Source organism: Asaia sp. Ae19-3, from assembly GCF_059801175.1.
The window spans coordinates 2,599,412-2,625,038 of sequence record NZ_JBCHWF010000001.1; the positions used below are offsets into that span (position 1 = coordinate 2,599,412).

The 25,627-nt window shown below is 56.5% G+C and carries 23 protein-coding genes; 2 read left to right on the forward strand and 21 right to left on the reverse strand.

Translation table 11 applies throughout. From position 1 onward, the window contains the following. From AAID99_RS11350 to AAID99_RS11380, 7 genes are all read right to left on the reverse strand, one after another. Positions 1–1,893, reverse strand: a complete 1,893-nt coding sequence (locus tag AAID99_RS11350; RefSeq protein ID WP_498493899.1) for a DUF4422 domain-containing protein — start codon at positions 1,891–1,893, stop codon at positions 1–3. Positions 1,894–2,570: 677 nt separating this feature from the next. Further along, entirely contained in the window at positions 2,571–4,019 is a 1,449-nt protein-coding gene (locus tag AAID99_RS11355) for an SH3 domain-containing protein (RefSeq protein ID WP_498493901.1), read from the reverse strand. A gap of 127 nt (positions 4,020–4,146) precedes the next feature. Then, a complete protein-coding gene (locus AAID99_RS11360; RefSeq protein WP_498493902.1) occupies positions 4,147–4,893 on the reverse strand; it encodes a phage antirepressor KilAC domain-containing protein in 747 nt (248 codons plus the stop codon). Beyond that, on the reverse strand, positions 4,890–5,318 hold the full coding sequence (locus AAID99_RS11365) for a hypothetical protein (protein ID WP_498493904.1): 429 nt from the start codon (positions 5,316–5,318) through the stop codon (positions 4,890–4,892). Before AAID99_RS11365 ends, AAID99_RS11360 begins: the two co-directional genes overlap by 4 nt. Before the next feature lie 290 nt (positions 5,319–5,608). Further along, positions 5,609–6,313 (reverse strand): hypothetical protein, encoded by a 705-nt coding sequence (locus tag AAID99_RS11370; protein WP_498493905.1) that lies wholly within the window; start codon positions 6,311–6,313, stop codon positions 5,609–5,611. A 412-nt stretch (positions 6,314–6,725) separates the two neighbouring features. Further along, positions 6,726–7,220 carry a lysozyme gene (locus AAID99_RS11375; RefSeq protein ID WP_498493907.1) on the reverse strand — a complete coding sequence of 165 codons (495 nt, stop codon included), beginning with the start codon at positions 7,218–7,220 and terminating at the stop codon, positions 6,726–6,728. Between the two features lie 132 nt (positions 7,221–7,352). Further along, positions 7,353–7,850, reverse strand: coding sequence for a phenylacetaldoxime dehydratase family protein (locus AAID99_RS11380; protein WP_498493909.1), 498 nt, complete (start codon positions 7,848–7,850; stop codon positions 7,353–7,355). A gap of 58 nt (positions 7,851–7,908) precedes the next feature. Between AAID99_RS11380 and AAID99_RS11385 the strand changes: the two genes are divergently transcribed. Beyond that, complete coding sequence (locus AAID99_RS11385; RefSeq protein ID WP_498493910.1) at positions 7,909–8,460, forward strand: TetR/AcrR family transcriptional regulator; 552 nt, start codon at positions 7,909–7,911, stop codon at positions 8,458–8,460. A 143-nt stretch (positions 8,461–8,603) separates the two neighbouring features. Here the strand turns inward: AAID99_RS11385 and AAID99_RS11390 are convergent, their stop codons facing one another. The 8 genes from AAID99_RS11390 to AAID99_RS11425 all read right to left on the reverse strand — a co-directional run bounded on the left by AAID99_RS11390 (position 8,604) and on the right by AAID99_RS11425 (position 20,934). Continuing rightward, positions 8,604–9,785 carry a hypothetical protein gene (locus AAID99_RS11390; RefSeq protein WP_498493911.1) on the reverse strand — a complete coding sequence of 394 codons (1,182 nt, stop codon included), beginning with the start codon at positions 9,783–9,785 and terminating at the stop codon, positions 8,604–8,606. 290 nt (positions 9,786–10,075) lie between these two features. After that, complete coding sequence (locus AAID99_RS11395; protein ID WP_498493913.1) at positions 10,076–10,342, reverse strand: hypothetical protein; 267 nt, start codon at positions 10,340–10,342, stop codon at positions 10,076–10,078. Beyond that, entirely contained in the window at positions 10,335–10,700 is a 366-nt protein-coding gene (locus AAID99_RS11400; RefSeq protein ID WP_498493914.1) for a hypothetical protein, read from the reverse strand. The genes AAID99_RS11395 and AAID99_RS11400 overlap by 8 nt, the downstream gene beginning before the upstream one ends. A gap of 20 nt (positions 10,701–10,720) precedes the next feature. Beyond that, positions 10,721–11,443 (reverse strand): hypothetical protein, encoded by a 723-nt coding sequence (locus AAID99_RS11405; protein ID WP_498493916.1) that lies wholly within the window; start codon positions 11,441–11,443, stop codon positions 10,721–10,723. Then, on the reverse strand, positions 11,443–12,213 hold the full coding sequence (locus tag AAID99_RS11410; protein ID WP_498493917.1) for a hypothetical protein: 771 nt from the start codon (positions 12,211–12,213) through the stop codon (positions 11,443–11,445). The genes AAID99_RS11405 and AAID99_RS11410 overlap by 1 nt, the downstream gene beginning before the upstream one ends. A gap of 334 nt (positions 12,214–12,547) precedes the next feature. After that, positions 12,548–14,056: a Hint domain-containing protein gene (locus AAID99_RS11415; protein ID WP_498493918.1), complete on the reverse strand. Its 1,509-nt coding sequence runs from the start codon at positions 14,054–14,056 to the stop codon at positions 12,548–12,550. Between the two features lie 621 nt (positions 14,057–14,677). After that, positions 14,678–16,285, reverse strand: a complete 1,608-nt coding sequence (locus tag AAID99_RS11420) for a hypothetical protein (protein ID WP_498493919.1) — start codon at positions 16,283–16,285, stop codon at positions 14,678–14,680. Further along, entirely contained in the window at positions 16,282–20,934 is a 4,653-nt protein-coding gene (locus tag AAID99_RS11425; RefSeq protein WP_498493921.1) for a lytic transglycosylase domain-containing protein, read from the reverse strand. The genes AAID99_RS11420 and AAID99_RS11425 overlap by 4 nt, the downstream gene beginning before the upstream one ends. 136 nt (positions 20,935–21,070) lie before the next feature. Between AAID99_RS11425 and AAID99_RS11430 the strand changes: the two genes are divergently transcribed. Then, positions 21,071–21,481 carry an MliC family protein gene (locus AAID99_RS11430; protein ID WP_498493922.1) on the forward strand — a complete coding sequence of 137 codons (411 nt, stop codon included), beginning with the start codon at positions 21,071–21,073 and terminating at the stop codon, positions 21,479–21,481. A gap of 18 nt (positions 21,482–21,499) precedes the next feature. Here the strand turns inward: AAID99_RS11430 and AAID99_RS11435 are convergent, their stop codons facing one another. The 6 genes from AAID99_RS11435 to AAID99_RS11460 all read right to left on the reverse strand — a co-directional run bounded on the left by AAID99_RS11435 (position 21,500) and on the right by AAID99_RS11460 (position 25,627). Further along, entirely contained in the window at positions 21,500–22,138 is a 639-nt protein-coding gene (locus AAID99_RS11435) for a hypothetical protein (RefSeq protein WP_498493923.1), read from the reverse strand. Between the two features lie 3 nt (positions 22,139–22,141). Continuing rightward, complete coding sequence (locus tag AAID99_RS11440; RefSeq protein ID WP_498493924.1) at positions 22,142–22,444, reverse strand: hypothetical protein; 303 nt, start codon at positions 22,442–22,444, stop codon at positions 22,142–22,144. Positions 22,445–22,518: 74 nt separating this feature from the next. After that, positions 22,519–22,956 (reverse strand): phage-derived protein YdaY family protein, encoded by a 438-nt coding sequence (locus AAID99_RS11445; RefSeq protein ID WP_498493925.1) that lies wholly within the window; start codon positions 22,954–22,956, stop codon positions 22,519–22,521. Between the two features lie 68 nt (positions 22,957–23,024). Continuing rightward, the gene (locus AAID99_RS11450) at positions 23,025–24,230 is read right to left on the reverse strand and encodes a phage tail tube protein (RefSeq protein WP_498493926.1); all 1,206 of its coding nucleotides are present in this window, start codon (positions 24,228–24,230) and stop codon (positions 23,025–23,027) included. A gap of 1 nt (position 24,231) precedes the next feature. Then, positions 24,232–24,780, reverse strand: coding sequence for a hypothetical protein (locus AAID99_RS11455; RefSeq protein ID WP_332349901.1), 549 nt, complete (start codon positions 24,778–24,780; stop codon positions 24,232–24,234). A gap of 409 nt (positions 24,781–25,189) precedes the next feature. After that, on the reverse strand, positions 25,190–25,627 hold the full coding sequence (locus AAID99_RS11460) for a hypothetical protein (RefSeq protein WP_498493927.1): 438 nt from the start codon (positions 25,625–25,627) through the stop codon (positions 25,190–25,192).

Below are 25,627 nucleotides of genomic sequence, written 5' to 3' on the forward strand. Positions count from 1 at the left end.
TCACAGAGCCCGCTTGACGCGCGAGGCGACACCAGACAACGGTCGGCGCAGCAGAGGGGGAAGGCAATGCCATCCGCGCGTCAATACACGACGAACCAGACTGTACTGAATAGGGCGCGGCTCATCCCCTGGGCCGAGGCTGCCATGGAAGATGGTTTCATACCAGAATGTCTTACGCAGGAAGAACCAGTAATAGAAACCTAACGCTGCGTTCTTGTTGTTCCAAGGCTTGGCCTCATATCCGGCATAATGCACGATTTTCGGATTTTGAAGGTCCTCAAGCACCTTGGCCCGCCAATCGGCACTCAAATGAGGGAAGATCTCGCCAATACTATTGACGCAGTTCCACGATGTATCCAGCATCTTGACCTTTCCAATCAGATATTTATTTAAAATATCCTGGTCCAGGAACCAATAGCATCGGCTACTCAGATCTTTAATAGCGACATCGGCAATGTCAGCATTTCTGAAGGCGTTCAAATCGAAGAGAATAATGCCCGCCTGAAAATAGGCGTCTCCTCCGGTTTGCAATCCCAGATAGTCACTAAGATAACGGCCCGCAGGAAGAGCGCCGGTTTCAGCGAGCGAACGAACACCTGCCTTTACGAAGTTCTTCATGATCAGATCAGGCGTGGCAGCGATCACAGCACCATTGAGCGGTGTGTCCCACAACTGGCACAGATCGGCCAGAACAATGGTATCGCAGTCAACATAAAGAGCCCGCGGATGATTGAGCAGTAGCTCTCCAAGCGAGAGTCGATAGAACGTCGCAAGGGAAAAATGCATATGCGTACTGACGTCGCGATACATATGCCGGCAATCCAGAAAGGTGAGACTGCCTTTCTCTTCGGGCAGCCCACTATGAAACTGCTGCCTGAGGAGATTACGCTTGAATGCCGGAATTCCCCCATCCAGCACGATCAACTCGAGAAAACGGTCGGGGCTGAAAGACGACTTTATAGACTCCAATAATGCGCCCAGATGCGGAACAAAATTTTCGTCCGCAGCCGTCACAATTGTCACGGCGGTGTCTGGCGGAGCAGGAAGGCTTCTAGGTAGCACGCTCTTCTGCCCTGTTCCCGTGTTCTCGAAAAAGCAACGCGCACGCTCAATCAAACCTGTGTGTGGACCGTGTGAGGAGGCGATGAAAATGTTGAATAGCCGCTCTCCCAGATAACCATAAATTCTGCGTGCCTGTGCTGAATAGTTGGTTAGATCGGCTCGCCGCTCGACCTCTGAGAGAATAGCGAAAAGCCATGTACAATAGCTGTCAAACAATTCACGACGGAATACGAAGACATTAGTGAAATATCCTTCATCTGACGCCATGACTGTATCGAATGCGGCCAGATCACCGGGATACAAATCGGCTATAACGGAACGTGTCAGATCAAGGTCATGGGCGAAATGATAGTCAGAATCGACGTAATGCTGGTGGAATGACGTGTATCCAACATTTCTTACCGACCATTTTTCCGGAAGGATAGCGCAGGCATCCGGATTGTTTTCTATCGTTTTACGAACTGTCTCTGCATTCAGCCCCATCGCCTGCAAAGACCCGGTCGTCATCTCAGGCAAAGCGATGCAACCGTAGCGGTCAGTTTTCAGACCCGTGCACGCAAAGTCCAGAAAACGCCGATAGTGCATGAAGCCGACCCAGGAGGCGTTGCGGTCATTTTTCCACGCCCAATACAGGGTTGTCAGCTCACAATACTCGCCGTTTTTCCGGGAGATATTGTCACCCGTATCGTCACCTGGCATGGGCAATGCCGTGTCAGCCAGAGCCCTACCCGCCTGAATTGGGCGAAAGACATCATCCTCAAACGTGAAGCCTGCGCTATGATGGCAGACATAAATGTGAACAGGACCAGAGCTGGCCTGACGTGTTGTCATTGGATGTTCTCTATGCAACTCACAGGTTGGGATTCACTCAAAGTTGAAGTACCCGGGGCTGCCGGAGAGTGATTTGTTCATCAATCGGGCTGCGATATCAAGTTTATCCTGATCTGTATAGAAGGTAGATGGAAGGATCGCGGAAGGTTTTTGAGCCTTTTTTCTGTCTTCCCGTGGAGACGGAGGCCTGTTGTGAGCTCTAAGCATCATAGATAATTAATCTCAGGCTGTGTCGCTTTTGTGACGAGACTATCAGGCAATTAATGCGATACTAGGGCCTTGCCCCGGCCTGCCCAGCGAAGAAACGTCGCGCTATCTGATACCGCGCTGAACATTTGATGTATGCCGCTTGAGAAAACATCATTCAGCCGAGACGAACAGGCACTCATCCCCATTCACGTCACCAGCCGGGAAACAATATCCCAGCATCAGACAAAGATTTTTCAGCTGATTCAGTTGCCTGAAAATGGTGCCGGGTGAGGGATTTGAACCCCCGACCTTCGGTTTACAAAACCTGTTCATATAGTCCGTAACGTACTGATGTATCTATATTAATTACCCCTTCCTATGGAAGATTATCCGGCTTTCTATCCGGGTGAGCGCCATGGTTGCATGATTAGCTCGTATGAGCGGATGGCGAAAGATCCCCAGATGTAGAATCTTCCGCATCGCCTTCGTTACTTGATAAAGCCGACCTCAAACTTTGCCTTGCCAGCAAGCGACTGCAGGCTGGTGTTTTCCGGGTAGGACTCCATGAGTGGAAAGAATACTGACCCGCCGATGATGCTGCGGCCGTCAGCGTCTTTGGGACGGAGGCCCCAGACATCTTGATATGTCATTGGCACAATCTGTCCGTTCACGGTCGTGTTGCCGATATACATCATGATATGGCCGGGGATGTGGATAAGTGTCGTGAACGGCTTACCGTTTTTTACGAGATAGTCGAGTCGCGCGTCCAGATCTGCTTTCGTTAGATCGACCATGCGGCTTGTCGCCTGGATCTGGGCCAGCGAGTTGCGCGGCATGAGGATGCCAAAGGGTATGAGCAGGCTACGCAGCTCCGCCGAGCAGTCGTTGTAGAAGTTATAATTGCCCCAACCATAGGGACGGTTGACGAGCGAGCGCACAAGCATGGCGAGATTGGCGCGATTCATCGCTAGCGGCATTGGCGCGAAGGCTTGATCCTGGTCTGCGTACCAGGCGATCTGCGCATGTCCCGTGGCATCGCTCACTGGGATAGCCACCTCGGTCACGCCGGATTTGGCACTCCTGAACGGCAGAATCGTACCGATGCGGGCCGTGAAATGAAAAACGTTATCGTCAAAGATCGAGACAGGCTGGCGGGTTGCTGCACCAAGATGCGCTGACGCCATTTTGACCCAGCTATTCACGAACGGCTCACGTGCCTGAGCGATATCCTCATAATGCACCCAGCCTGTGACATCCGGCGAGACAACATATCTCCAGCGATGATCGCGGCTGACGGTCAGTGTGTAGACCGGCGTGCCAGGCCGCACAGACGACATCTGAAGATTGTCGAACGGATAGCCCTCGCCTGCCTTGCGCGGGTCGTTATAGGCGGGGTCATCTGTCGGGAGCACCCGCACGAGGGTTTCCCGCAGAGCGATACCGCGATTGGCAGCGTGATAGCCGTTATCGATGTCTACCGCAGCGTTATCGCGCACGGCATTTTTCCAGGCGTCATCGTGAATTCTGAAGTTCTGCCCCCAGGACTGACGCGCCGCACCCAGATAAGCATTGATGCCCCAGTCGCGCGTGCTCTCCACGCCGGCTGCGAGCAGCTTGCCCACAAAGACAGGATTCCAAGGGGAATGACCGTCATCACCCATACCGAAATATTGTGATTTCAGCGCCGCGAAATAACGCTGCTGGGTTGCTGCGTCGATAATGGCCGCAGTCGGGTCTGCGCCAGCCAGGATCCATTGATCGACCGACTGCGAGTAGTTTGTGAGAGGGAAAACGGATTTGGTTGGGTCGATATAGTCAGGGTTCGACCTTGCTGCGTCTTGAGGCGCAGGAACCGTTCCGCTCTGACAGGCAGCGAGGACAAGAGGTACGATAAGACAGGACGAACGTAGTATTTTGGTGGGAATTCGATGTCTCAAGGACTTACCTCTTGTTCAAGGAGAATATAGTTCGACTATACACGAAAATAGGATAAGATGTAATTCGCGATATTCTATCCGGTGATGCCGACATTCCTTTCAGTAAGTGCACATCTACGGCGCACGCTCACGCCACGCTATGCAGCCGCTCAGGCATCAGCTTTTCCAGTCTGGCGAGGCCCTTCGCTGTAATACGCACCTGCTCTGTCACCTTTTCCGAGCCGTCGGGGCGGGTAACGGTGGTGATCTTGTGGTCCAGATCGCCATTGGAGGTGTGAGCCTGATAGCCCAGCCAGTGATCGGCGCCGGGGCGGCGGTAGATCCAGCCATTATGCGCCAGCCAGTCGAACAGGGCCTTGGGGCGCATATGCAGGTTCTTGGCGGCGGCGGTGATGCACAGACTGCCCTCGGCATTCACCAGCCGGTCATACACCTCCGCCTTGGGAAGGGTTTCTGCCAGGGCCGCTTTCTGCCGGGCCACTGTGGCCTGCAACACGGCCAGAGCCCGCGCAGCGAGGGCCTCGGGCGTTTCCTCCGGGGTGGCCGTCATGTAGCCGCCGGTCTTGCGTATGGCGGGCAGGACTTCCTCGAACACCCAGCGCTCGAAGCGTTCGGCCTCGGGGCGCTTGCTGCGGACGATCAGCCGCAGCACATCGGGCTCTGACAGAACGCGGACATCCTGTGTCCGTCCGAGCGCGTCGACGATGGGGTAGCGTTTCGCGACCCCACGGCAATGCTTGGCCAGCGCATCTGTCGCATTGGCATAGCCCAGCCGCTCGGCCACATCCCTGCCGACAAAGAACGGCTCGCCACCGATCGTAACCACACGGATTTCCCTGCCCTCGAAGCTGAGGGGGATAAGCATCTCATTCATACGGCATTCCTTTGTGCGAAGAAGGTGGCGTCCTGGATGAAACTGAAGAGGAGACGGATTTCCGGGCTGCGCTCGTCCACCTCAAACGCGTGGAAATAGGAGGGGAGATACAGCTGGATGAGGCATGCTTTGGCCCCAAGCCCCGTGGGCGTGACGGCCCGGATCTCGGCCAGGTCATCCAGCTGACTGTCGAACTCGCCCAGGAGAGCGAGGTATTCCTCATCAGTAGACTTGTGCGTTCGGTCATTCATGACCCGATGCGTTTCGATAGCGCGAGCGATATGCCCCAGTAGCGTGGCATCGGCCTCGCCTAGTGCCTGCGCGGCTGGAATGAAGGCGGCGATTGAGCCGACAAAAGGCAGAACGGCAAGTTGGGAGAGAACAGCACGTCGAGATGTGCTAGGAGAGGCATCAGCCTGTGGCATGGGGTGTCATCCCTGCTGGAGGTTAGGGCGATGGGAGAAGGTAGGACTTCTCCCATCGCCTGAAGGTTATATAACCAATATAACCTTGGCAGCAAGAGATTTACTAGGTTAGATAACCTTTATGGCTATTAACAAAGACAAAACGACTCAGAAGCTGATCTCAATGCCGAAGGAAATGGCAAATGCGATAGCTGAGTACCGTTTTGAAAACAGAATAAAATCAGAAGCGGAGGCCATCCGGAATCTGATATTATTGGGATTAAAATCCTTAGATTATGGAAAGTAATAATCTATATCATATCAACCTTTATTTTTTTCATTCGGTCAACCACTATTGATAAGTGTAATTTTAGCATATCAAGATGAATCACAGCGTTCTTGTTTATAGTTATAATACTAGCTATGGTATCGTTGCCACTATTAATTTCTTCTCTAATTCTGCTAAGATTATAATTCATATTTGTGATCGTCGATATCTCTTCTAAACATTTTTCAGTAAGATTTCCAACATAAATAAGATTACCGGTTATATCGTCTGCAACGCATGGTATTTCGTCCCAGTTATTATAGGAGATGATTTTAGTAAGATTGTTCATAAATGATGTTTGGTTTAGGATATTAAAGTCTATATACGATTTTCTATAATTCGAATCCTTAATTACTTCAATATATCTATCAACGTAATTAGATATCTTTCCAAATTCAACTATTGAATAATTTATTAATTCTTTTAATGTAAATAACTTATTCTTCTGCCTATTGCGTGACTTTCTTCGTTCGTTCCAGATGATGATCCATGTCGCAATTATAGAGAATGCACCACCAAGAAATGCAAGCACACCGGCAATAAGTGTGTAATCTCCAGCATATCGGCTAGCTTTGCCTTGAATTTCAGCTGCTCGGATAGTTGCTCTCGCCGCTGCACATGTGTCCGCACTTGTGGGAATATGCATATGCAACACATTATAACAATCTAAAATTAAGTTATCAGCCATCGATCTTATATGCCTCCCTGACAATGCACTAGGGCAGAATTATACTTATACTTTAACACGTAAATGATCGGATACGGCGCTTTTAGCCATTTAAGATCTGATGGAGGTAAGTCGAGTAGCGTCACAAGACCCTTTTAGGTTAATCGTTGTTCAGATTAACGGCGTGCCGAGAATTCATGCCGATACGATTGACCAAACAATAGATGGTCAGCCACTTAGAACCTTTCGCAGGCCTTGGCCAGAACCGTGCAATCACAGCGCAGAGTGAAATTAGAAACGTCCCTATCAGCGTCAGATCGGCCGCGATCTCGGCCGGAATGAACGGGAGTACGGACGCGTAAAGGCTTTGCCAGTCCAGTGTCATGGCAGTGTGTCCTCATATTCAATTGTGGGAAAGAAAAGAGACGGTCGATCAGACCGTGAACGGCACACCCGAAACAGGGCGGCCCTGATAAACAGAAAGCTCGATACGGCGACGACGCTGAAGGCCGGGCAGGGGCACCAGACGGCCATTCACCGTCGCCTTGTCCCACCGCAGAAGCTGCTGCCCCGCCGCCGCGTAAAGCCGCTCGTTGAGCAGCCGCAGCAATGTCGAACCCCGCACAGCAGCGCTCCCGACATTATACTGCCACGACAGCAAAGCCCCTTCCTGCCAGGGCAGAAGCGGCACGGTCACCATATCAGCCAGAACCCGCTGCAACCCGACCACTGTGCGCTCCAGCAAGGCCACGGCCTCGCCCTCGCTGATCGGCTCCGTCAGCCGCGTAACCGGCGACCCATCGGCCAGCGCACGACTGCCATAGCCGATTGTCCAATACCCCGCAGGGCAAAGATAGGGCGCAAGACGCAGCCCCTCGAAATCGTCCCGACGCAAAAGCGCCGTGGCGATGTTGAGCGCATCACTCATTACCGGAGTCTCCAGAACGAAAAAAGCCGCCCGGATTGGGGCGGCTTGGTGGTCGGATTTGGGCTAAAATCATCGTCGGCTGTCGCGGTCAGCCGAAAATATCTAGATCGATATTAGTGTGCCAGAGCGCGTTTATTCTACTGGTTCAGGCGCGCGCTGCGTTGGTGCGTTTGCGGCGCCCCCTTGAATTCTCGACCGAGCCGACGCGAAAGGCCCCGTTGGGCTTCTCTCAGGGGCGAAATGCTGCAAGCCAACAGGTTGATCCATCCCGACGTATACGGCCTCGATACCGCCACGGGCGTGATAGGTTTCATGCCAAAAACCCGCACCCGCCGTCATCTCTCGTATACGGCGCCACCAGTCGGCATGCGGTTCGCTGCGCGTAAAACGCTCGAGCGCGTCCATATCGCGCCAGTATTGACGAAAGCCGATATGCGTCAAACTGAACCTCAGGCCCTCGTCAGCGAGCAGACCATCTGGGCGATCACGAGCAATTTGCGCCAATCCCTGCCCGATCCGTCGCATCGCAAGCAGGCTGCGCATGCCCCGCATCCTAAAACCGAGCATGATCATCACGAGATCTGGGTAAGCAGAAAGGTCTACGGACTGGCGGTTGATTGCGGCTTGCATGATGCAGCTCCATGGAGTTTACAATGTAAGCGTATTGAGTTTGGTGTACATTGTAAACATGAATGATTCCGTTTCCAGCGATCTGCGGACACGCCTTGTCGCCGCAGCTTTGGCGTCTCTCGAGCGAGGAGAGGCAGTGGGGCTGCGCGCCGTAGCTCGCGAAGCTGGCGTGTCAGCTATGGCGCCCTACCGACATTTTCGAGACAAGGAGGCTCTTCTGGCCGCTGTAGCCCTGCATGGCTTCGAGACGCTTCGCGTAGTATTGCTGGCCGCAGATCAACAGCCGGATGCCCAAAAGGCCCTGCTCGCACAGGGCGAGGCCTATGTCGCTTTCGCCCGGAAACAGCCTCAGCTTTTCCGCCTGATGTTCGCCGGACATGATGGCGGGCCCCCACCTGTCGAAGACAATGCATATGGCGTCATGGTCCGACGGGTCCAGCAGGTCGCACCCGATAACCTGGAGGCCGCGACACTCGCCTGCTGGGCCGCTGTTCACGGCCTCGCCACGTTGGCTCTCGATGGTGGATTATCGCCTGCCGGATCATCCTGCGAGCGTGCGGCCATTATGCTGGTGATCAGAGGGTTGTGTAGGGATGGCGCTTCCGGGTGAGGAGGAACGGGAAGCGTAACGACCGACCGCTCCCGCCTTCAATTCGGATATGCGTTCTACGCAGAAGCTTTCCGTATAGCGGACACGATTTCGATTTATGTATATATGAATTGAACCTATTGAGGGCGATCTACAGCCTCTAACTATGCCCGTCTCTTACCGATAGCATTTCTTACTGATAAAATGGAGTTATCAACTATCCAACGCGGGCTAATAAAATCTGTCCATATACGGCACATCATATGCTCTCCGATTGTAAATCTTGCAGTTGGATCTTCAATAACCAAATCTGGAAAATGCATGTGGCACTCGATTTTATATTCGCTGGCTTCAACATTTAGTGTGACATGCTCAGAAGCTAGTGTTTCTTCAAATTTTTCCAAGTAAAGAATAGTAAAAATATGAATCTCACCTCGGACGAAAGCTTCAAAAGACGCTGGATCTGAAAATGTCAAAGGGTATGGATAATAGCAACCCCATAGCATATTGGTTTTTATTTCGTTCACATAAGTAATTAGAGATTTCGATAATAAATTTTTCTCTCCAAAAAGCTTCGCATAATCTACATTATCTTCTGATATTATAACTACCCTTAGACACTCATCAACCTCAAAACTCACGGAGCCTCGTTTGATTGCCTCTTTAACGGCATCTTGCAGCTCTCTATTATACAATTTGGGAGAAGTAGAACATTCCACCCTAATAGTAGAGCCAGAAACACCACGAAAGTTCTCTGCATGATCCGATTTCAAAAAATCAGATAGCGTTTGCAGTTTAAGCTTTTGTCGTTTATTACGACGATCTTTCGTCTTGGATGATTTGACCTCGATAGGAACGGGGTCACTATCCCCCAGCAGGCAAATATCACCGTAACGGAGAACATTTGTAATATCGCATAGAACTGCAGGAATGTTATGCGAGATTGCGTTTTCCAGGGCCATCATTTCGTTTTTATGACCATCTTTTCCTAAGATGAAGCCACCACTTTGTTTTATATTGTAGGTATTCGTATCGAAGTAGGTTTGCTTCAAAGAAAATCTGTCTACGTAGAGAAATGCTAAGCAATCCCCGAGGCACAAAAAATTATATCGCACATATTGCCAGTCTTTCGGATTATTTCCATGAATTTTCGCATCACGGATTTCATTTTCTGCTTCCTCAATAGAAGATATTATTTGTCTTTGAATTTTTAGGAGACGCGAAAAATTTTCTAAATCTTCGGAGAAATCATGAATTTCACGATGAAGCGCAAATAACTCCGGGTATAGGCGGTTCTCGCTAGGGGGGGAGAGGTTGTCAGACGCTGGAACAGGAGACGATGACATTGAATAAACTCGAGTTGAATCTCTGAATATCTTACTTGGATTTCTTCAGTCGCGTAAATATATGCACTTGGATAAAGGAAGAGAAAATTTGTAAATTCTGCTGCCTGTCCCCAGAAGCCAGCTTGGCTAGGCAAGGACAATATCAACTCTCTTTGCTTCCCACGCGGACAACTGCCGCGCATCTAATGCTCCATGCCACGTGGCCTCGTCATCAACGTAGACGCAACCAATGGCAGTCCTTTCATTCTCACGATTTAAAAGCAGACTTTCTGCTTCCCCTCCATTTCGGCCTAACAGACCGCCGCCGAATTGGCTCGACCAAGGGCCTCTCTCAGCAGTCCATTCTGCTCTCGCAATTCCTCGATCAGCTCGAGATTGACTTTCTCCCGTGCCTCCAGATTGTCAACGCGAGCATTCAGCCGGTCGATCTCTTCCTGCTGCGACGCGATGGTGGCCTTCGCGCTCGATGCGCCGAAGCCGATCAGCCAGCGGATGGTGAAAAGCAACCCGCCGATCACCGCAACCCACCAGGGCTGCGGGGTGAGGTTTTCAGGCATTGCCCACTCTCCCCAACGCTGCCCGGACATTGAGCAGGGCAAGCGCGCCATAGGCCGCAATCGCGGGCACAAGCGCGCTTGGGGTGATCAGTCCGAAAGCGATGAACGCCCAGGCCGTGAAAGCCGCGATCGCCGAGGCGCGACGCAGGGCGGGTTGATTGCAAACCGCCCCCACGATCTGCGCGCCGCCCGTCAGCCAGGCGAGCAGCGCATAGACAAGCGTTGGATCGTCGGCGCGGGGCAGAATGGCGAGAAGCTGCCCTATGCCCGGCCATGTCACATCCGTCTGCGGTAGTGAGAGAAGCAGGCAGGCCCACAGGGCGAGCGCGCTTCCGAGGCAGAATTCCTGCATACGCATGGCGTTGTCCTCCTGTTCGTTCAGACCGAAAGCCATGTCAGGGCGGCGTCGGAGAGAAGCGGGATGAAAGTGAAATTCGGACGGCTTCTGTCGAGCGTCGCGATCGTGATCACCGCCCTGACCGTTTCGCCCTGCGCGAGATTGACGGCCAGAGCGTTGACCGTGATCGGCATGGGGCCATTGCGGTCGACGCGGAGGCGCCTTTGCTCCGCCGTGTAGAGCGAGGACGAACCGTCCGAATTCAGGCGATACAGGCTGCAGATGATTTGCAGAAATCCCCAGTCGGTCTCTTTGACGTCGCCCCAGTTCTTGAGCTGGATTATTCCGGCAAATTCCGCTTTCAGCGTGGGGCCGCTGGCCCGGATATCCTGGCTGAAAAAATCCCGTCGCTGATCGTTCAGTTCAACAGCGGGAACCGATATGCGCCCCTGCGTGACGGGCGGAGTGATGGCCTCCACGGGAATGTCGGAATAGACATAGACCAGCCCCGTGAAATTGAGCCGGTCCTGCCGGTCGAACGTGTTGCCCAGCACCTGATCGCGCGAGATCGTGGCGGGCTGGCCATGCGTCAGGCGACCGATGCCCCATTCGGCCTGGGTGCCGTCATCGGCGAAATAATACACGTCACCATCGGCAAAGGCGCCGCTCCAGCCGCGTCGACCGGGTGGCGCCCCGCTCAGGGCAAAGGGGCCTGTGCCGGGGTTGTTGGACCGCTCGAGCACGAACGGGGCGAATTTCGGCATCAGAGACGCTCCTTGACGGTCATGGTCGTGGCCCGCCGATCGGCAGCGCCTGCCGGGCAGGTAATGTCACCCGGTGTCAGGCGCCCGAAGATCATCGCGCTGTTGCGATCGGGGGCGGAGAGATCGGGCACGAAAAGGATGTTTCGCCCCGTCGCAGCCGTGCTCTCGATGCGGCGGATCTTTGGCAGCTCGGCGATGCCCAGAGACTGGTGATCGATCGCGATTGCGCGCTGTCGATAGCGCAGGGTCGGATATTCCACCCCCGAGAGGCTGGTAGCCTCGTCGATGGTGGCCTGCCGGCTCTCATTGCCCTGCCAGCTCATATTGCGCTCGGGCTGCCAGAGCGGCCCGAGATAGGCGAGCGGGAAAGACAGGAAGCTGTCAGGATTGCCCTGATCGCTGATCGAGATATCGAGCTGCGTGATTGTCTGATCGTTCGGAAACACAACGAGGAACTGGCCCGAGACGGTTTGCGTCTGCTGCCCGCCCGAGGCGTAAACGACACCCGTCCCGTTGCGGGCAACGAGGGAATATCGCGCTCCCGCCGAGAGATTGGTGCGGTGAAATGAAAAGCCCCGGCACAGGATGGGCCGGGGCAGATGCGCGATGAGATAGGCTTCCTTTCCCGGCACGCGCCAGGCGGTCGAAGGCGCCCCCTGATCGTTTTGCAGATTGATCAGGGGCAGTTCAGCCACCTGCGCATTGCCCTCCAGCCGCGCCTCCATGAGCGCGTTCTCTGCGCCGAACGCGCAGGTCCAGGCCTCGGCCATGGCCGTTCCTTTCTGATATATTATCGTGGGATAACGACTATCTTTTCGGATTCACCCGAAATTTTCGAACAAGTATCTGTTCTATATTTTTTTGTGTTATTTTTTTTATTAAAAGTGTTCTCCACTCGTCCGGAGCAAGAGAGCGCTTTTATCTCTCGTACTGCCCGAGCGTCCGAATAGCCCGTCTTCGGTTTCGAATTGAATAATCGTAGCAGCGCGCTTCCTTCGCATAATCGTACGAGGGTTGCGCGCTGCTACGGATTAAACCAGATAACGATCAGCAATGATTTTGAATTTGCAGCCTTACAGAGTTCCCAAAACAAGATTTTCCGATTCAGGAAAAACTGGAATTTTCAGATAAGCACGTATTCTTCTGCTCTTCCTCTGAACTCAAATAGGGACCTCCTGCGATAATTTTTATCGCGAGAAGGCAGGGCTCGTCTGGCAATCGAGAAAGAGGCTCTTGTAAATCGAGAAATGCTCTTCCCATCGTCCATCGAGGTTGAGCATCACCTTCAAACTCACGCCAACCGGTCACCTCCTCGTCCTTCAGATGCTGATCTAGAAAAATAACGCCCGTACTCGTGTAAAGGCTGATCTCGCCTATGAGCACACCAAGCTGACGACGATCATCGACGAACGGTCCCAAAGTGTCGCATGGTCTGGCGACGCGGGATCGTATCCAGAGGCTCGCGATGCTACCGGGTATCATAAAGGTAGCTAGGCCATTACGAACCCGAATGGGAAAAATTTCCTGTCCTAAATCAGTCTCAAGAAAAATACCGGGATCCTTACTCAAGATATGAGTCTTGGGAGTCGGGAAATGATTCAAAGCGATCGCTCGCTCTAGTAAGCGATCATAGATAGGGCGCACGAAACCCTCATCAACCCGGAAGCAATGGGTACTGTCATTTTCGCTTTTTCCTTTTTTACTCCCGCTGAGATCCAGATGGCCGTTTTTTCTAAAGCCGTGTCGATTACCTGTATCTAGATAGCTCTCGGCTTTTGTACCATTTGCCCATATTATCGAATGATCAGCTGTCTCGATATGATAATATTCATATGAGCCTTTTATATTTTCATATGAAATCGTTGCGCCGTTGACGAGCATACGAGCTAAAACGAACGATCCATCTATAAAAAGACAATGATCAGCTGTGACGAGCAAGTCCTGGTAAGGCTCGTTCGGGGCAATGGCGTCTTTGGTTATTCTTATCGGATGATGGGTAATGTCACTCGGTTCACTATCGGCCGGGATAGCCGTTCCCTTACCAATCCAGGTAATAGGCTCAAGTTTTTTCTCCAAGTTGACTGGATCCCAAATTTCGACAAGACAGCCGACTTGCAGGTGTTCGACTGGAATGTCCCCGCTGTCTGTTCGGATTAGCGTACCTGGAAGATAGCATACCAAACCGTTCAAGTTCAGAGATCCCCCTTTGGGAATCGTGACTTGAGTTACAGCATTCGGATTCAGATTGAATGGGTTTCCTGGTATCTCATATGTAAATGTCCCTGCATTCGTTATTCCGAGTTCTACTGTAATTATAGTTTTATTTGCGCCTTGAACGTATATATATTTCACAAGCTTTTCTCTCGCGCTATCATTGTCGAGATAAAAAGTAACATTCGCTCCGGTCGGCGCATCGATTTTAAATCTGTAGCTGTTTCCCTGATACGCATTCTGAGGCAGGTAAGTCCATAGAACAATACTATCGCCAGAAGCCTTCACGCTATAGATGTGACTCGTATACCATGCCCCAACCGGCGCGTTCTTTGCATCTATGTAGAATACATCGTCATCGACATTATAGTTTGCTGATTTTCCATTCCAGTTTACGGTCATAACATTCACCCACGAAGTTTTAATATCGAACCCAAAAGCGTTTTAGATATCGCCCACTTCTGTGGTGGGTAATCACGGAACATATATAAATATATAATCGAACTAAATTCGAGAAATATTTAGATATACCGTAGTATGCAGAGTCTTGCGACTCCTCTATATCCAAGACCTTAGCGCGACATGAGTCGACGCGATCGGACGTTAAATAAGTTGATGATTTTGTTTTTTCCATATACTTGTAATCACGATTTTGTGATAGCTATATATTTGATGATTACTACTTATATATAATCACATTGTAGTTAGCAATCTGCAAACACCACAAACCTCTTAGGTATACAAGAATGCAGACCACGTTAGCCCTAATAAAATTGCACCACTTTAACAGGTTGTTTTTTTTATAAAAACAATATTCGTATCGTTAAGATAACAAAACTGCAGTGGTATTAAATCGGATGTTGCGTCGCTCGCCGCGTTATTCGCTCCCTGACACTGACCCTCATGGTAGAAGAGACCGCGAAAAGAGTGGTCCTTTGTCGTCATCACGGTCTCATGAGTATACTCGTGGATAAACGGCCACACATGGAAACGAGAGAGGCAGGGCGCCCTGATTTCAGCGCCCTAGACCAGAACGGTCAGGGTCACGCTCGCCTCGGCAGAGCGGATCTGCTCGCCAATCACGAGCCCGGTCACGCCCCCGCGCAGACCCGGCGCTGGCAGATCGAGCCGCAGCGCCTGGCCGAGATCGATGCCGCCCGCGACCGAGCGCGGCAGGGTCAGGCTCCACAGACGGCGCTCCGCCCCCCAGAGATCGCCATGGCTGTTGGCGGCGTTCTGGGCATCGCTTTCGTTGATGAGCGCGGTCGGGATCACCGGCAGATCGCCGGGCTGGCGATAGCGCAGCTTGATGGTGGGCAGATACCAGGCCGCCACACGGTCCTCCTGCAGCACATAACTCTGCCGATCGGCCGTGATACGCGGATGCAGCGCATTGCCGCCCTGCTGTACCGTCTGGTTATGCGCATAGCCGATGCGCCACCGGAAAGGCGGTGGCGACAGCCCGCTATCGAGCGCAATCCCCGACAGGGCCGTGACCTGGTCGGCCGTCAGCACCCGCGAGGGCGTGCCGCCGGGCATTTGCAGGCGCAGGGGCGTGAGCGTGCCCTCATGGCTGGGCACGAGCCGGATACCGAGCCCCGAGAGCCAGGTATTGACGATCTGGCGCCCCGTGACCGCCTGGCTACCGTCCCAGTACCAGCCCGCCTGGCGCGTATCCTCCCATGATCCTGCAAGCCATTGCGCGGGCATGGTCAGATCCTCGATCAGCATCTGGCGCAGGAGCGGCAGCAGAGTGCGCGGCGCTGCCCCCGAGGGGAAATCGCCCGTGGCATCGACCGTGATCCCATAGACGGGCTTTGTGCCGAGCCGGATGAACAACCCGCCCGAGCTGCTCTGCATCTGCCAGGTGCCCGGTGAGGGTGGTGACGCATAGAGATCGCTCACGGCTCCGCCATAGGCGATGCCACCGGCAAACCCGCCCTCGTAAAGCGCCGCCACAGAGCCCGGCCCGTCGCTGATCTGGTAAACGAGATTGACGGCATCGATCAGCACCGGCGTCAGATTGAGCGCCGTGCCACGCAGGCGCGGCATCGAGCGGCCCTTGACGTTGGCATCTCCGCCAACGCGCCCCGACCCGGCATAGGAGCCGACCGGCATGATGACCTCATCGAGCCAGCCGGAGACCTCACGCAGTGCAATCTGCACGGTGAGCCGGTCGGGTTGCCACGAACTGCCCAGCCCGGTGAATATGGGCACAAGCGCCGCGCTCGCCGGGTCGAGATCCATCTGACGCGCCGTATCGCGGGATTTGAAACCGGCCCGGATACGCACCGGCATCCGGTCGATCACGCGATCGCGGATGAGCGCATCGAAACGCCCATCGGGATTGGCGAGGGTGATGGCGCCCCAGCTTTCGCGCACCGAGGGCGAGGCTGGCGACAGATCGAGCCTGCGATCGATCGCAAAGGCATCGGCCAGCAAGGGCGGATAGGGCCGACCGGCCTCATCGACATACCCCGCATCGGACAGGCGCAGCGTGTCGATCGCGCTGCTGCGAAACGGCAGGAGCGTGATCGTGCCCGCCGCCGATGTGCCCAGACCACGGACGAATTCGACATCGAGCGGGCGCTCGGCATCGATCTCGACCGCATGGAACAGAACGCCGCTCATGCTGCCTTGCCCTGCGCCTGGTGGCGCTGCTCGGCAAGCTGCTTGTTCGCCGTCTCGAGCAGGCGTTGCAGCAATGTGGCCAGGGTCTGGTTATTGCTGGCAAGCATCGCCTTGAGCGCCGATTCAGTGATCACGTCCGGCTTGAGTGCGCCGACCGTGAGCAGCATCTGCTGGATACGCGTGTAGTCCGCCGCGTAATCCTGCCCTGAGCCGTTATAGCTCATGCTCTGCGTGAGCAGGGCCTCCGCCGCGCTGCGCATGGATTGCAGCGCCTCATAATCGCCTTGCCCGGCCTTGTTCGCGAGCGTGTTGAAATTATCGTTTGCGGCCCGGTACTGCGCTTCGGCCGAGAGAGGCGAATAGCTGGATGTGCTGAGCCCCTTCGCGAAATCGAGCAGGTTACTGACGACGGACGCCGCCGAATTCGAGGCCTGGTCGCGTTCCTGCTTCGCCGTTTCGACCGCCTTGTCGGCATATTGCTTCTGGATGGCCAGACGCTCTGCCGCGAGCGTCCGATCGAGATCCGTCGCCTGCTGCAGATAGGTCTTATTCCCGGCATAGGCGTCGCCCAGAAAGCCCTTCCAGGACTCGGCCAGCTGGCGCCTCTGCTGCGTGGCCGAGAGATCGAAATCCATCAGATCGGCGCCCTGCTGATTGCCCTGCGCCGCCAGGAGCCGGGCTTTCACCGACTGACCGCTTTCGGTCAGGCTGCGCATGTTCTGATCGTAACCCTCCCGATAAAGCGCGCTGAACTTGTTATTGAGCGCGTTGCCATCCAGCCCGTAGGAACCGGCCTGGCTGGCCGCGTCCGCATAGGTCTTTTTCAGCGCCTCCATCTGCTCGACCCAGCTTTGCTGCCCGTCGACCGTGGCCTTCATCAAGTTGGGCATGGTGTTGCTGACAAACTCGGTGATGGTCGCAACCTGCGATTGCAGATCGCTGGTCGCGAGCGTCTTACCGTTGAGCATATGATCGAGCGCCGTGCGCAGATCGCCCGTGGCCTCGGTGAAGCCCGAGACCGTCACCGTGCCATCAGAATTGAATTTCGAGACGGCAACACCCAGCGCATCCACCGTGTCGGCCATGCTTTTCAGCTGCGTCACCGCGCTCTGGAACGAGGCCACGCTATCAAAGCTCGCGGGCATCCCCTGCGAAAGCGCCTGGCTGAATGTCGGATTGTCATCGCTGCGCAACTTCACGCCGCCAAGCAGATCCTTGAGGCTCACGGAGCGCTGATCCGGGTCTTTGTTGTTCGGATCGTCGCGCACCGTGCCGAGATAGGCATTCTCGGCCTTGAGCCCAAGGCTGCTCATCATGGTGTTAAGCCTGGCCAGCTCGGTTTTTAGCTGAGCAGTGATGGTGTCGGTCTGCTTCTGGTTCCAGCTTTGCCCCATCTTGAACTCGTCGCCCTCGAGCAGCACCTGGTCGATCGTGTAGGGGTTTTTCTTGTGACCGAAGAGCCCGCCCAGAAGGCCACCGGCGCCGCCGCCGATCAGCCCGCCGAGCATCGTGCCGATACCGGGGATGAAAGAGCCCAGCCCTGCGCCAAGCGCGGCGCCAACACCCGAGCCGAGCAGCCCATAGGTGCCGCCGCCGATATTGCCGAGCGCCGATCCGAGGCCCATGCCGCCGCCAATGCCGCCGAGCGTATTGCCCACCGTAGCCGTGCCGAAGAGCTTCGTACCCATCGCGCTCGATAGCCAGCTGCTCGAGCTGGCAACGCCGCTTGTCGCCGTGCCAGCACCGGGAATGGACACGCTGCCCGCCTTGCCTGCGGCGCCACCGACCGATCCGCCCGACGCCAAGGCATCGGAGAGGCTCGAAAACGTGCTGCGGCTTCCACCATCCAGAGCGTTCATGGCCGGATTCATGAGGCCGAGCTTTGCGACGAGCCCCACTACCTGCGTCTGTAGCCCAGAGAGGATCGAACCGAAGCTCACAGCCCCTTTGCCACCCTGCACGAATGCCTGAGTCACGCTGCTAGTCATGGCGTTGAAAATCCCCTCCATGCTGCCGGTCAGGTCATCCATTGCCGATTTCTGATGCTGATAGGCATTGGTCGCGGTCTGGATGGCCGCCACGTTGTCGAGATAGGCCCGGTTTGTTTCCGAATTGACGTTGCCCCCCTCTTTCAGAATGCGGTTGCGCTCTTTGAGCACCGCAATCTGCACCGAGGTGGCATCGCTGTTTTGCCCGATCGCCGCCGTCTGGGCCTTGATGACTTCCAGATCCAGCGACTGACTGTAGAGCTTGCCCGCATTGGCCATATCGACCTGCGAGGCGGTTGCCGATTTCATGGCACCCGTCAGGATCTCGATCTGGCGGGCCTGCTCGGCCGTGCCGTCGATTGAGGTGGCGCGCACCTTCTCGGCGGCTTCCATCGCCTGTTGGTACTGCGTCAGCGAGCCTTTCGACGCTTTGTAGCCAGCGAGCAGATCCTGCTCGGCCTGCGTGCGCTCATTGATGGCTGCCACCGACTGGTTGAATTGCCCCGTCAGAATCGCCTGCTGTCTGGCCTCCGCTTCGGCCAGTTGGGCGGCTGTGGCGTGTTCCTGCCCCATGCGCCTGGCAGCTTCCTCGACCTGCTGATGCACTTGGACCATCGAGGCTTCCGCCGCCGAGTAGGTTCTGGCGCTTTCAGCCGCTAGACCCTGCTGATGAGCAAGCGCCTGTAACGGGTCACGCAACTCGCTGATCGCGCCACGCTGCCCGTTGATCTTGTCGGTCAGTACGCCGGTCTGGGCGGCATACTCGGCATCGGACACCTTGCCTGCGGTGTGCAGATCATTGAGCGCCTTCTGCGCCGTGGTCAGGGCCGTGATGGCCTCTTCACGCTCGCGGATCTGGGCGGCGATGCTGCCATCACTGCCGCGCAGCTGGTCATCGACCCTGAGTTGACGCGAGGCGGTCGCCTGGGCGCCAAAGACCTCGCCACCTGTGACCTTTTGCGCATAATCCGCCACGCTATCAGGCGCTTTGGCGATCTTGCCCGACAGATACTGATCGACGTTTCCCTCGCCCCAGTTGTAGGCCATGGCGACCAGCGCCTGATTGCCGTCATATTTCGCGTACAGCCGCGTGAGCAGCTGCACGCCCGCCGTAACATTGCCGGTCGTCGTGCGCAGATCATTGCCGTTGGCATTGCCCGGCATGACCTGCATCGCGCCCAGCGCACCCGCCGATGACTGCACCACGCGGCCCTGCGTGTCATACTGGCCCGTTGCGCTTTCAACCGGCTGGATGCGATGGGCGAGCGCGATCACATCGTTATTCGCGCCCAGGCTTGCACCCACGGTGTCGATGGTCTTGCCCACCCCGGCCACATCGGACGCAGCCACCTCGCGGCGCTGCATGTAGTCATGGACAGCAGGGATCTTGTCGAGTTGCGCAGACTCCCATGCGCGGATCTCTTTGGTCTTGTCCAGGAAGGCCTGCAGAATCTGTGTTGCCTTGAGGGCGGCGCCTGACACGCCTTCGCCAAGCCAGTTCACGAACTGCCCGAGAGGGGCGAAGCCCTCATGAAGCGATACGTTCACTTCATGCAGCGCCCGGTGGAGGGGCGTCACGCCCTGGTCTGCGGCATTGGCCGTGGCCTTGCCGACCTGCCCCATGAGCAGCCCCCAGGCGCCGATACGATCACCGCTGGTCTGCATATCGCGGATCTGCTGCACCAGCCCCTCATGGACGCCGAGCAGCCCTTTCTCGGCGAAATCCTCTGCGGCCTTGGCTGGATCTGCAAACGCCGCCGTCATTTCCTTTGCCGCGTCGGGCACATCCTTGCCCAGGACCGTTGCAAGATTGCGGGCGGTGGTGGCGAGCGCATCGAGATTGCCACCGCTGACCGAGGGCACAGCCGCAAAGGTCGAGGTGACCGAACGGCTGTCATTGAGAGACAGGCCACTCTTGCCCGCGATGCGCCTTGCCGCATCCTCTGCAGCGCCAGCCATGGCCGCATAATCGCTGCGAGTTGCACGCAGGGTCTGACCAAGGGCTGCGAGATGGCCCTCTTCGGTTTCGGCCGCGCTGCCCATTTTGTAGATGGCTACACCGGCCGCGACAGCGAGAGCCGCCAGACCCACCGGCCCCGTCAGTAATCCGCCCACGATTTGCGTGGCCTTGCCAAACCCGCCCATCACCGTGACCATATTGGGCACCTGATAGAATGCGGCTTTCATAGCGCCGCCACCGGCCAGCACCTGATCGGCGAATTTATGGGCCTCTCCAGCCAGAATGCCGATCTGGTAGCTCGACAGCTTTGCTGCCGTTGCACCTTCCGCTAGGGCGGCATTGTGGAGCTTGCTGGCACCCGTGGCCGCGTCGAATTTCTCTTTTTGTGCTGCCGCTGATTTGGCGATGCCGGCCAGCGACCCTGCATATTGCTCCTGTGTGATCTCACCGGCAGCAAGAGCCTTTTGCAAGGCTTCGACGTTGGCCGTGCGCTGCCGGATCTCGCTGCTGAGTTTGGTCTCGGCGCGCGTTGTCTCATCGAATTGCCGGGCCACCGACGCGCCGGAGCGCCCGAGGCGCGTTACTTTCGTGTCAGCCGCTTCCGCCGCATCGCCGAGCTTGAGCAACGAGGCCGCGTCGTCCTGTGCTTTCGCGAGATTGCTCGCAAAAGCGATGTATAGCTCGGAGATGGTGGTGGTCATCGCAAGGCTCCATGCGTGCGGCATCAGACCTTGCGTCTGGAACGCAAATACGCCCGAGTATTGCCGTGATCTGGTAGGAAAGTCCGCGCATGTCCCGAAGAGACAGAACATGCGCAACGAAAGAAGGAGCAGAACCATGTTTCGAAAACTGACGGGAGCAGCGATCGTGCTCACAGCGGTGACCGCTATCATGCCTGCGCAGGCAGCGACTGGTGATTCACTCTCGATCCCGTTGTCAGCTTCGACCGACATCCAGCGTCAGACCGTCGCTTACAGCTGCAAGGCAAAAAAGGGTGCGAGTTCAGCCAAGCTGCGCGCCGTCCTGCCCGAGAAAATCGTCAAGGTAAGCTATATCAATGCGGGCGATATCAGCCTTGCAGTGCTTCCGGTCGATGGGAAAACGCAGGTCTTCACCAACGTGATTGCGGCAAGCGGCGCCAAATATGTAGCGGCCGAATATGTCTGGTGGAGCAAGGGCAACGATGCCATGTTCTCGAGCGAGATGGATGCCAGCGCCATGCTTCAATGCCATGAGATCAAGGGCTGATCATTACCGTTCCGGCTTTCATGACCGAGGACTGATCTCGAGCGCCGGATAAGTCATGGTAGAGCCCGCCCGCGTTCTGCGCTCGCCCGAGGCGCCGCGCAGGATGTAGGGGGCAGATGGGGCGACACCGCCGCCCAGACGGATAAAAATCTTGCTGAAAACGAGCGTCGGAAAGCGCCGCATCAGGCTCTGGCGCACGCGCTCGAGTTGATTGCGCCTGATGCGCGGTTCCAGCGCCCCGGTTTCAATCTTGCGGGCGTAGGGCATCGGATTAACGATCAGGATCGTGGCACCGGCGGCCAGATCCTTGAGCGGCTGTTTCCACAGCTTGTCGTCGCAAAGCAGCAGCCAGGAATCGCGAAAGCGTCCGCTGCGCACGGGCGATGTCGAGCGGCACAAATCGAGGGCGACCTCTGCCGCTTCGCCCGTGAGATTGAAACGATAGAGAATGGCCCCGTCGAGCCGCACGCTGGATTCAGGCGCGTTGGCCTTGCCATCCACATAGCGCCGCCAGCTGGGCGGGGCCTCGCCGCGTGCGATGAGATCTTCACGCGCAGCGATCGCCCTGCGGGCCAATTCGGCGCGCAGGGCTTCAGGCGAGAGGTTCCGATCGACGAAAAGCCGAAGCGACCGGCTGAAGGTTGCAGCACGGGCCATGGTTTACCCCCTCATGAACTGGTCAATATCCTGGGTGATCCTGCGATTGCGATGCGCGATGAAAACGGCATCCATGGCGCGTATCTGGGCCTCGACCCATGGGCGGTCGTTTTCCGAAACGGCGTTGACCTCGCACCAATGCGCCAGGGCCTGCCAGCTGATGCCGCCCGGTCTGGATACACCACGGATCTTGCCCATGGCTGCGCCGAGCGTCTCGCCGATCCAGCAGCGATCGTGCTGCAGATCGTGCCAGCCGCGCCATGGACGATCGAGCCATGGCGGCAGCTCGGGCTTGCTGGCCAGCACGAATTCACGGTGCGCCGGAAGCTCGTCAGGCCCTGTGAACTGGCCGAATTCAAGCTCCCAGGCTAGCGCCTCGGTCAGTTTCCCACCGCGTCCCGATGGGCTTGCGCCTGCTCGTCACCGACACGCGACGCCGCCGAGATGGCGAGCGCGATCAGCATCGGATGCTCACCGCTTGCGAGCAGCTTGCGGAACGCGTCGACCGTGATCGCCGACCCGTCATCGTTCTGCAGGCCGTCCACATCGATCACGCAATGCTCGGCGATCGCCTGACCCTGCAAACGGTCATCCTCGCTCGGCGGCAGGGTTTCGGCTGTGTATCGCGTGGCACCTGGCTGCAGCGAGCGGTTGAGACGGCTGGCCGCTTCAGACTTGAGCGTAAAGAGGGCATCGCGGTAACGCGGTGTGAAGCCGCGTGTCGTGATGAGAAACGTGTTGCCGAGCGGGCCGACCTCGATCATTTCGCCCTCCTGCACACGGGCAGCATCACGGGAAAAGGCAGAGAGTTTTGCCATTGCGGTATCTTTCTTCTGTTTGTGTCGATGTGAAGCCTGCGTCCTCTGCAGAGCGCAGTGTGATGCAATCAGGCGGGGAAGATGCTGAGCGAGAAAGTGCCGCCACCCGGTTTCGGATTGCCCTCGATGTCGAAGGTCGCAACGATCGTGCTGTTCTTGGACGTGCCATTGACCTGCGGATTCTGCAGCGTCGATGAGAAGAACGTCAGGCCGTAGATATTGCCCTTGATATCCTTGAGCATTACCTGCACCGGCCCCTGCCAGTTGTCCTGAAACCGCTGGTATTCCGTGCTGTTGCGGAAAAAGAGCTGGATCTGGCCCGTTGCCGTGAGACTGCCGGGCCGCTGCCCCACGGCCGCCACGCTGCCGAGTGCGAAATCCTGACCGGCTCCGTCACGCGTGAGCGTGGCGGAGAACTGGCGCACCGGGGCGTCGACCTTCTTGCCGTCAATCCAGATCGCGCCCCATCCGTTGACGGGATCGAGCACGAAACTGTCGGTCGGGGCGAGCAGATCCGTCGCAGGCGAAGTAGTCAGTCTCTGCTCATCGCGAAAATCGAAATCGGCCGAGAAGGTGGCGAACTGGCCCTGGGCGATCGAAAGCTGGATCTGCTTGACGAAACCGCCCGTGCGCACGAGGACGTCATCGCCGAGCTGCTCGATGAGCGTGATGCTGTTGAAAATAGCCCCATTAGAAATCACACTTGTCGTAGCATTCGCCCCATCCACGATGGGGTCAGGCAAGATTGCAAATGCATCTAACGGGATCGCAATATAGTCTGCCGCGACCCCTCTCATATAGGGGATGATCTTGTTCAGCTTGCCGGATTCCGAGGCGAGACGGATAAATCCGGCTGAAGGAAGATCGCCCCAGAGGTAACTGCCAGACGTTGAGACTGCAACGCCTCTTTTTTCCCAGTCCGCCAAGCCAAAAGCAAGCGATACTCCTGCAGGAATATGTGCTGCCAGATCGACCGTATTGCCGGAACAGACACATGCGAACAGGGCATCATAGCTGCCAAAGGAGAGCGCGCCCGAAAGCGTGCCCCCCACGGTCTGTTGCGTTGTGACGGCTTGAGAGGCCTCCCAGTGCGGGTCGATTTCCTCGGGGCGCTGCCGATTGTTCTGACGCCGGAAATTCTCGCCGGTCAGGCGCAGGCGCTGATAGGCGATTTTCGGCGCGACGCCATAAGTCGCCTCGCGGGCATAGGCGAGCCTTGTGTCATTGGCCTGCACACCGGCCTGATAACCGGCAGTGGCTCCAGTGAAATTCATATCACGCTCCCTTCGCGGCAGAGCTGGTGCCCGAGCTGGACACCGAGCCCCCCGAGGTGACGGCACCACCCGAACTAACAGATCCGCCCGAACTGACGCTGCCGCCGGATGTCTGCGCCCCGGACGAGGACACGCTGCCGAGGTTTGACGGTGCGGGATTGGCTTCGACCGGCTTAGCGTCGGTCGCAGCCTCAAGCTGGGGCGTGAGCGCGACGCGGCGCCCATAAAAAAGCTGCAGCGCATAGGCCGTCATCGCCGCATCGCTGGTCTCGCTCACCAGGATCTGCTTTTCGGTGGCGAAAAGCCCCGCATCGTCGGCCTGCTCGATGAGCAGCTCATAAGCCTGGCCCTGTTCGGCGCCCACGGGCGCGACCGGGGCGGGCATCCCGCTCATGGCCCGATAAGGGGCGACAGCTACACGAAGCCCGGCCGCAACCGTCTTCGCGGTCCTGATCAGGGCGACTGAGGTGCCGGGCGCGTCGAGGGCAGCACCGGACAGCTCGAAAAGACCGCTGCCAGCAGCGGTCTCCGCAAGAGAGAAGAATTTCATCTTGTGCCTTTCAGGGGGAGGAGATGGCGGCGGTGGTCCGCCCGCGAGTGCGGGTCGTCGCCGCCATGTTGCGCGCATGAAAAAAGCCGCCCGTATGGGGCGGCTTTGCAAAGAACTGGTAGTCGATCCCGGCTGAGATCAGAGACGATGACGTCTCCCTTTTATGCCGGCGATCGATCTGGCCATCACATAGGCGACAGCACATCCCCCGAGGGCAGCCAGAATCGACGTGTAAGTCGTACTCTCAGCGACAAAAGAAAAGCGCGGTGGTGCATGGGCTATCATCAATGAGAATTGAGCAGCAAAGAGTGCAGCAATGAAGATGCGCGGACCAGCGTCCATCGTTTTTTCCTCCATAAGCTCATGTAAGTAGAAAGCTAGAGGGCCGCGTATATCATGACAAACTATTTCAGTCTGATTCGTGAATTATTCTGTCCTGATAGCGGTAGCGGATCATCAGGCTCATGCTGATCCAGTTGCCGGTGGTGTCGGGATCGGGCGGGTAGAGGCTTTGCCCGTCGTAATAGAGGCCCTCGGGCCAGGGCAGCGCGTCGGCCTGCTGCGCTCGAAACATCGCGCTCATGGCCTTGCAGTAGGTCAGGGCATCGGGCGTCGAGATCCTGCCCACGCGCATGGTGAGATGCAGTGCGATCTCGCCTTCCTCTTCCATGGCGTTTTCGCCCATCCCGAGCCGGTCTGATCGGCTGGCTTGGGCTTCCATGCGCCAATGGAGCGGCGGGCGATCCTCTGGCGGCTGCATCAGCACATCGATCAATTGGAGGCCCTGATCCTCCGCCACGAGCGAGGCGCGGGCATAGGCGTCATTCCAGACGGTATCGGACAGCAT

Excerpts from the sequence above, each read along its gene's own strand:
- AAID99_RS11390 (WP_498493911.1), bottom strand. The coding sequence starts at position 9,785 with ATGTCATCGTCTCCTGTTCCAGCGTCTGACAACCTCTCCCCCCCTAGC.
- AAID99_RS11430 (WP_498493922.1), top strand. The coding sequence starts at position 21,071 with ATGTTTCGAAAACTGACGGGAGCAGCGATCGTGCTCACAGCGGTGACC.
- AAID99_RS11445 (WP_498493925.1), bottom strand. The coding sequence starts at position 22,956 with ATGGCAAAACTCTCTGCCTTTTCCCGTGATGCTGCCCGTGTGCAGGAG.
- AAID99_RS11360 (WP_498493902.1), bottom strand. The coding sequence starts at position 4,893 with ATGAATGAGATGCTTATCCCCCTCAGCTTCGAGGGCAGGGAAATCCGT.
- AAID99_RS11370 (WP_498493905.1), bottom strand. The coding sequence starts at position 6,313 with ATGGCTGATAACTTAATTTTAGATTGTTATAATGTGTTGCATATGCAT.
- AAID99_RS11400 (WP_498493914.1), bottom strand. The coding sequence starts at position 10,700 with ATGCGTATGCAGGAATTCTGCCTCGGAAGCGCGCTCGCCCTGTGGGCC.
- AAID99_RS11420 (WP_498493919.1), bottom strand. The coding sequence starts at position 16,285 with ATGAGCGGCGTTCTGTTCCATGCGGTCGAGATCGATGCCGAGCGCCCG.
- AAID99_RS11450 (WP_498493926.1), bottom strand. The coding sequence starts at position 24,230 with ATGAATTTCACTGGAGCCACTGCCGGTTATCAGGCCGGTGTGCAGGCC.
- AAID99_RS11405 (WP_498493916.1), bottom strand. The coding sequence starts at position 11,443 with ATGCCGAAATTCGCCCCGTTCGTGCTCGAGCGGTCCAACAACCCCGGC.
- AAID99_RS11350 (WP_498493899.1), bottom strand. The coding sequence starts at position 1,893 with ATGACAACACGTCAGGCCAGCTCTGGTCCTGTTCACATTTATGTCTGC.
- AAID99_RS11460 (WP_498493927.1), bottom strand. The coding sequence starts at position 25,627 with ATGCTGTCCGATACCGTCTGGAATGACGCCTATGCCCGCGCCTCGCTC.
- AAID99_RS11395 (WP_498493913.1), bottom strand. The coding sequence starts at position 10,342 with ATGCCTGAAAACCTCACCCCGCAGCCCTGGTGGGTTGCGGTGATCGGC.
- AAID99_RS11435 (WP_498493923.1), bottom strand. The coding sequence starts at position 22,138 with ATGGCCCGTGCTGCAACCTTCAGCCGGTCGCTTCGGCTTTTCGTCGAT.
- AAID99_RS11425 (WP_498493921.1), bottom strand. The coding sequence starts at position 20,934 with ATGACCACCACCATCTCCGAGCTATACATCGCTTTTGCGAGCAATCTC.
- AAID99_RS11385 (WP_498493910.1), top strand. The coding sequence starts at position 7,909 with ATGAATGATTCCGTTTCCAGCGATCTGCGGACACGCCTTGTCGCCGCA.
- AAID99_RS11410 (WP_498493917.1), bottom strand. The coding sequence starts at position 12,213 with ATGGCCGAGGCCTGGACCTGCGCGTTCGGCGCAGAGAACGCGCTCATG.
- AAID99_RS11380 (WP_498493909.1), bottom strand. The coding sequence starts at position 7,850 with ATGCAAGCCGCAATCAACCGCCAGTCCGTAGACCTTTCTGCTTACCCA.
- AAID99_RS11375 (WP_498493907.1), bottom strand. The coding sequence starts at position 7,220 with ATGAGTGATGCGCTCAACATCGCCACGGCGCTTTTGCGTCGGGACGAT.
- AAID99_RS11455 (WP_332349901.1), bottom strand. The coding sequence starts at position 24,780 with ATGAAATTCTTCTCTCTTGCGGAGACCGCTGCTGGCAGCGGTCTTTTC.
- AAID99_RS11365 (WP_498493904.1), bottom strand. The coding sequence starts at position 5,318 with ATGCCACAGGCTGATGCCTCTCCTAGCACATCTCGACGTGCTGTTCTC.
- AAID99_RS11415 (WP_498493918.1), bottom strand. The coding sequence starts at position 14,056 with ATGACCGTAAACTGGAATGGAAAATCAGCAAACTATAATGTCGATGAC.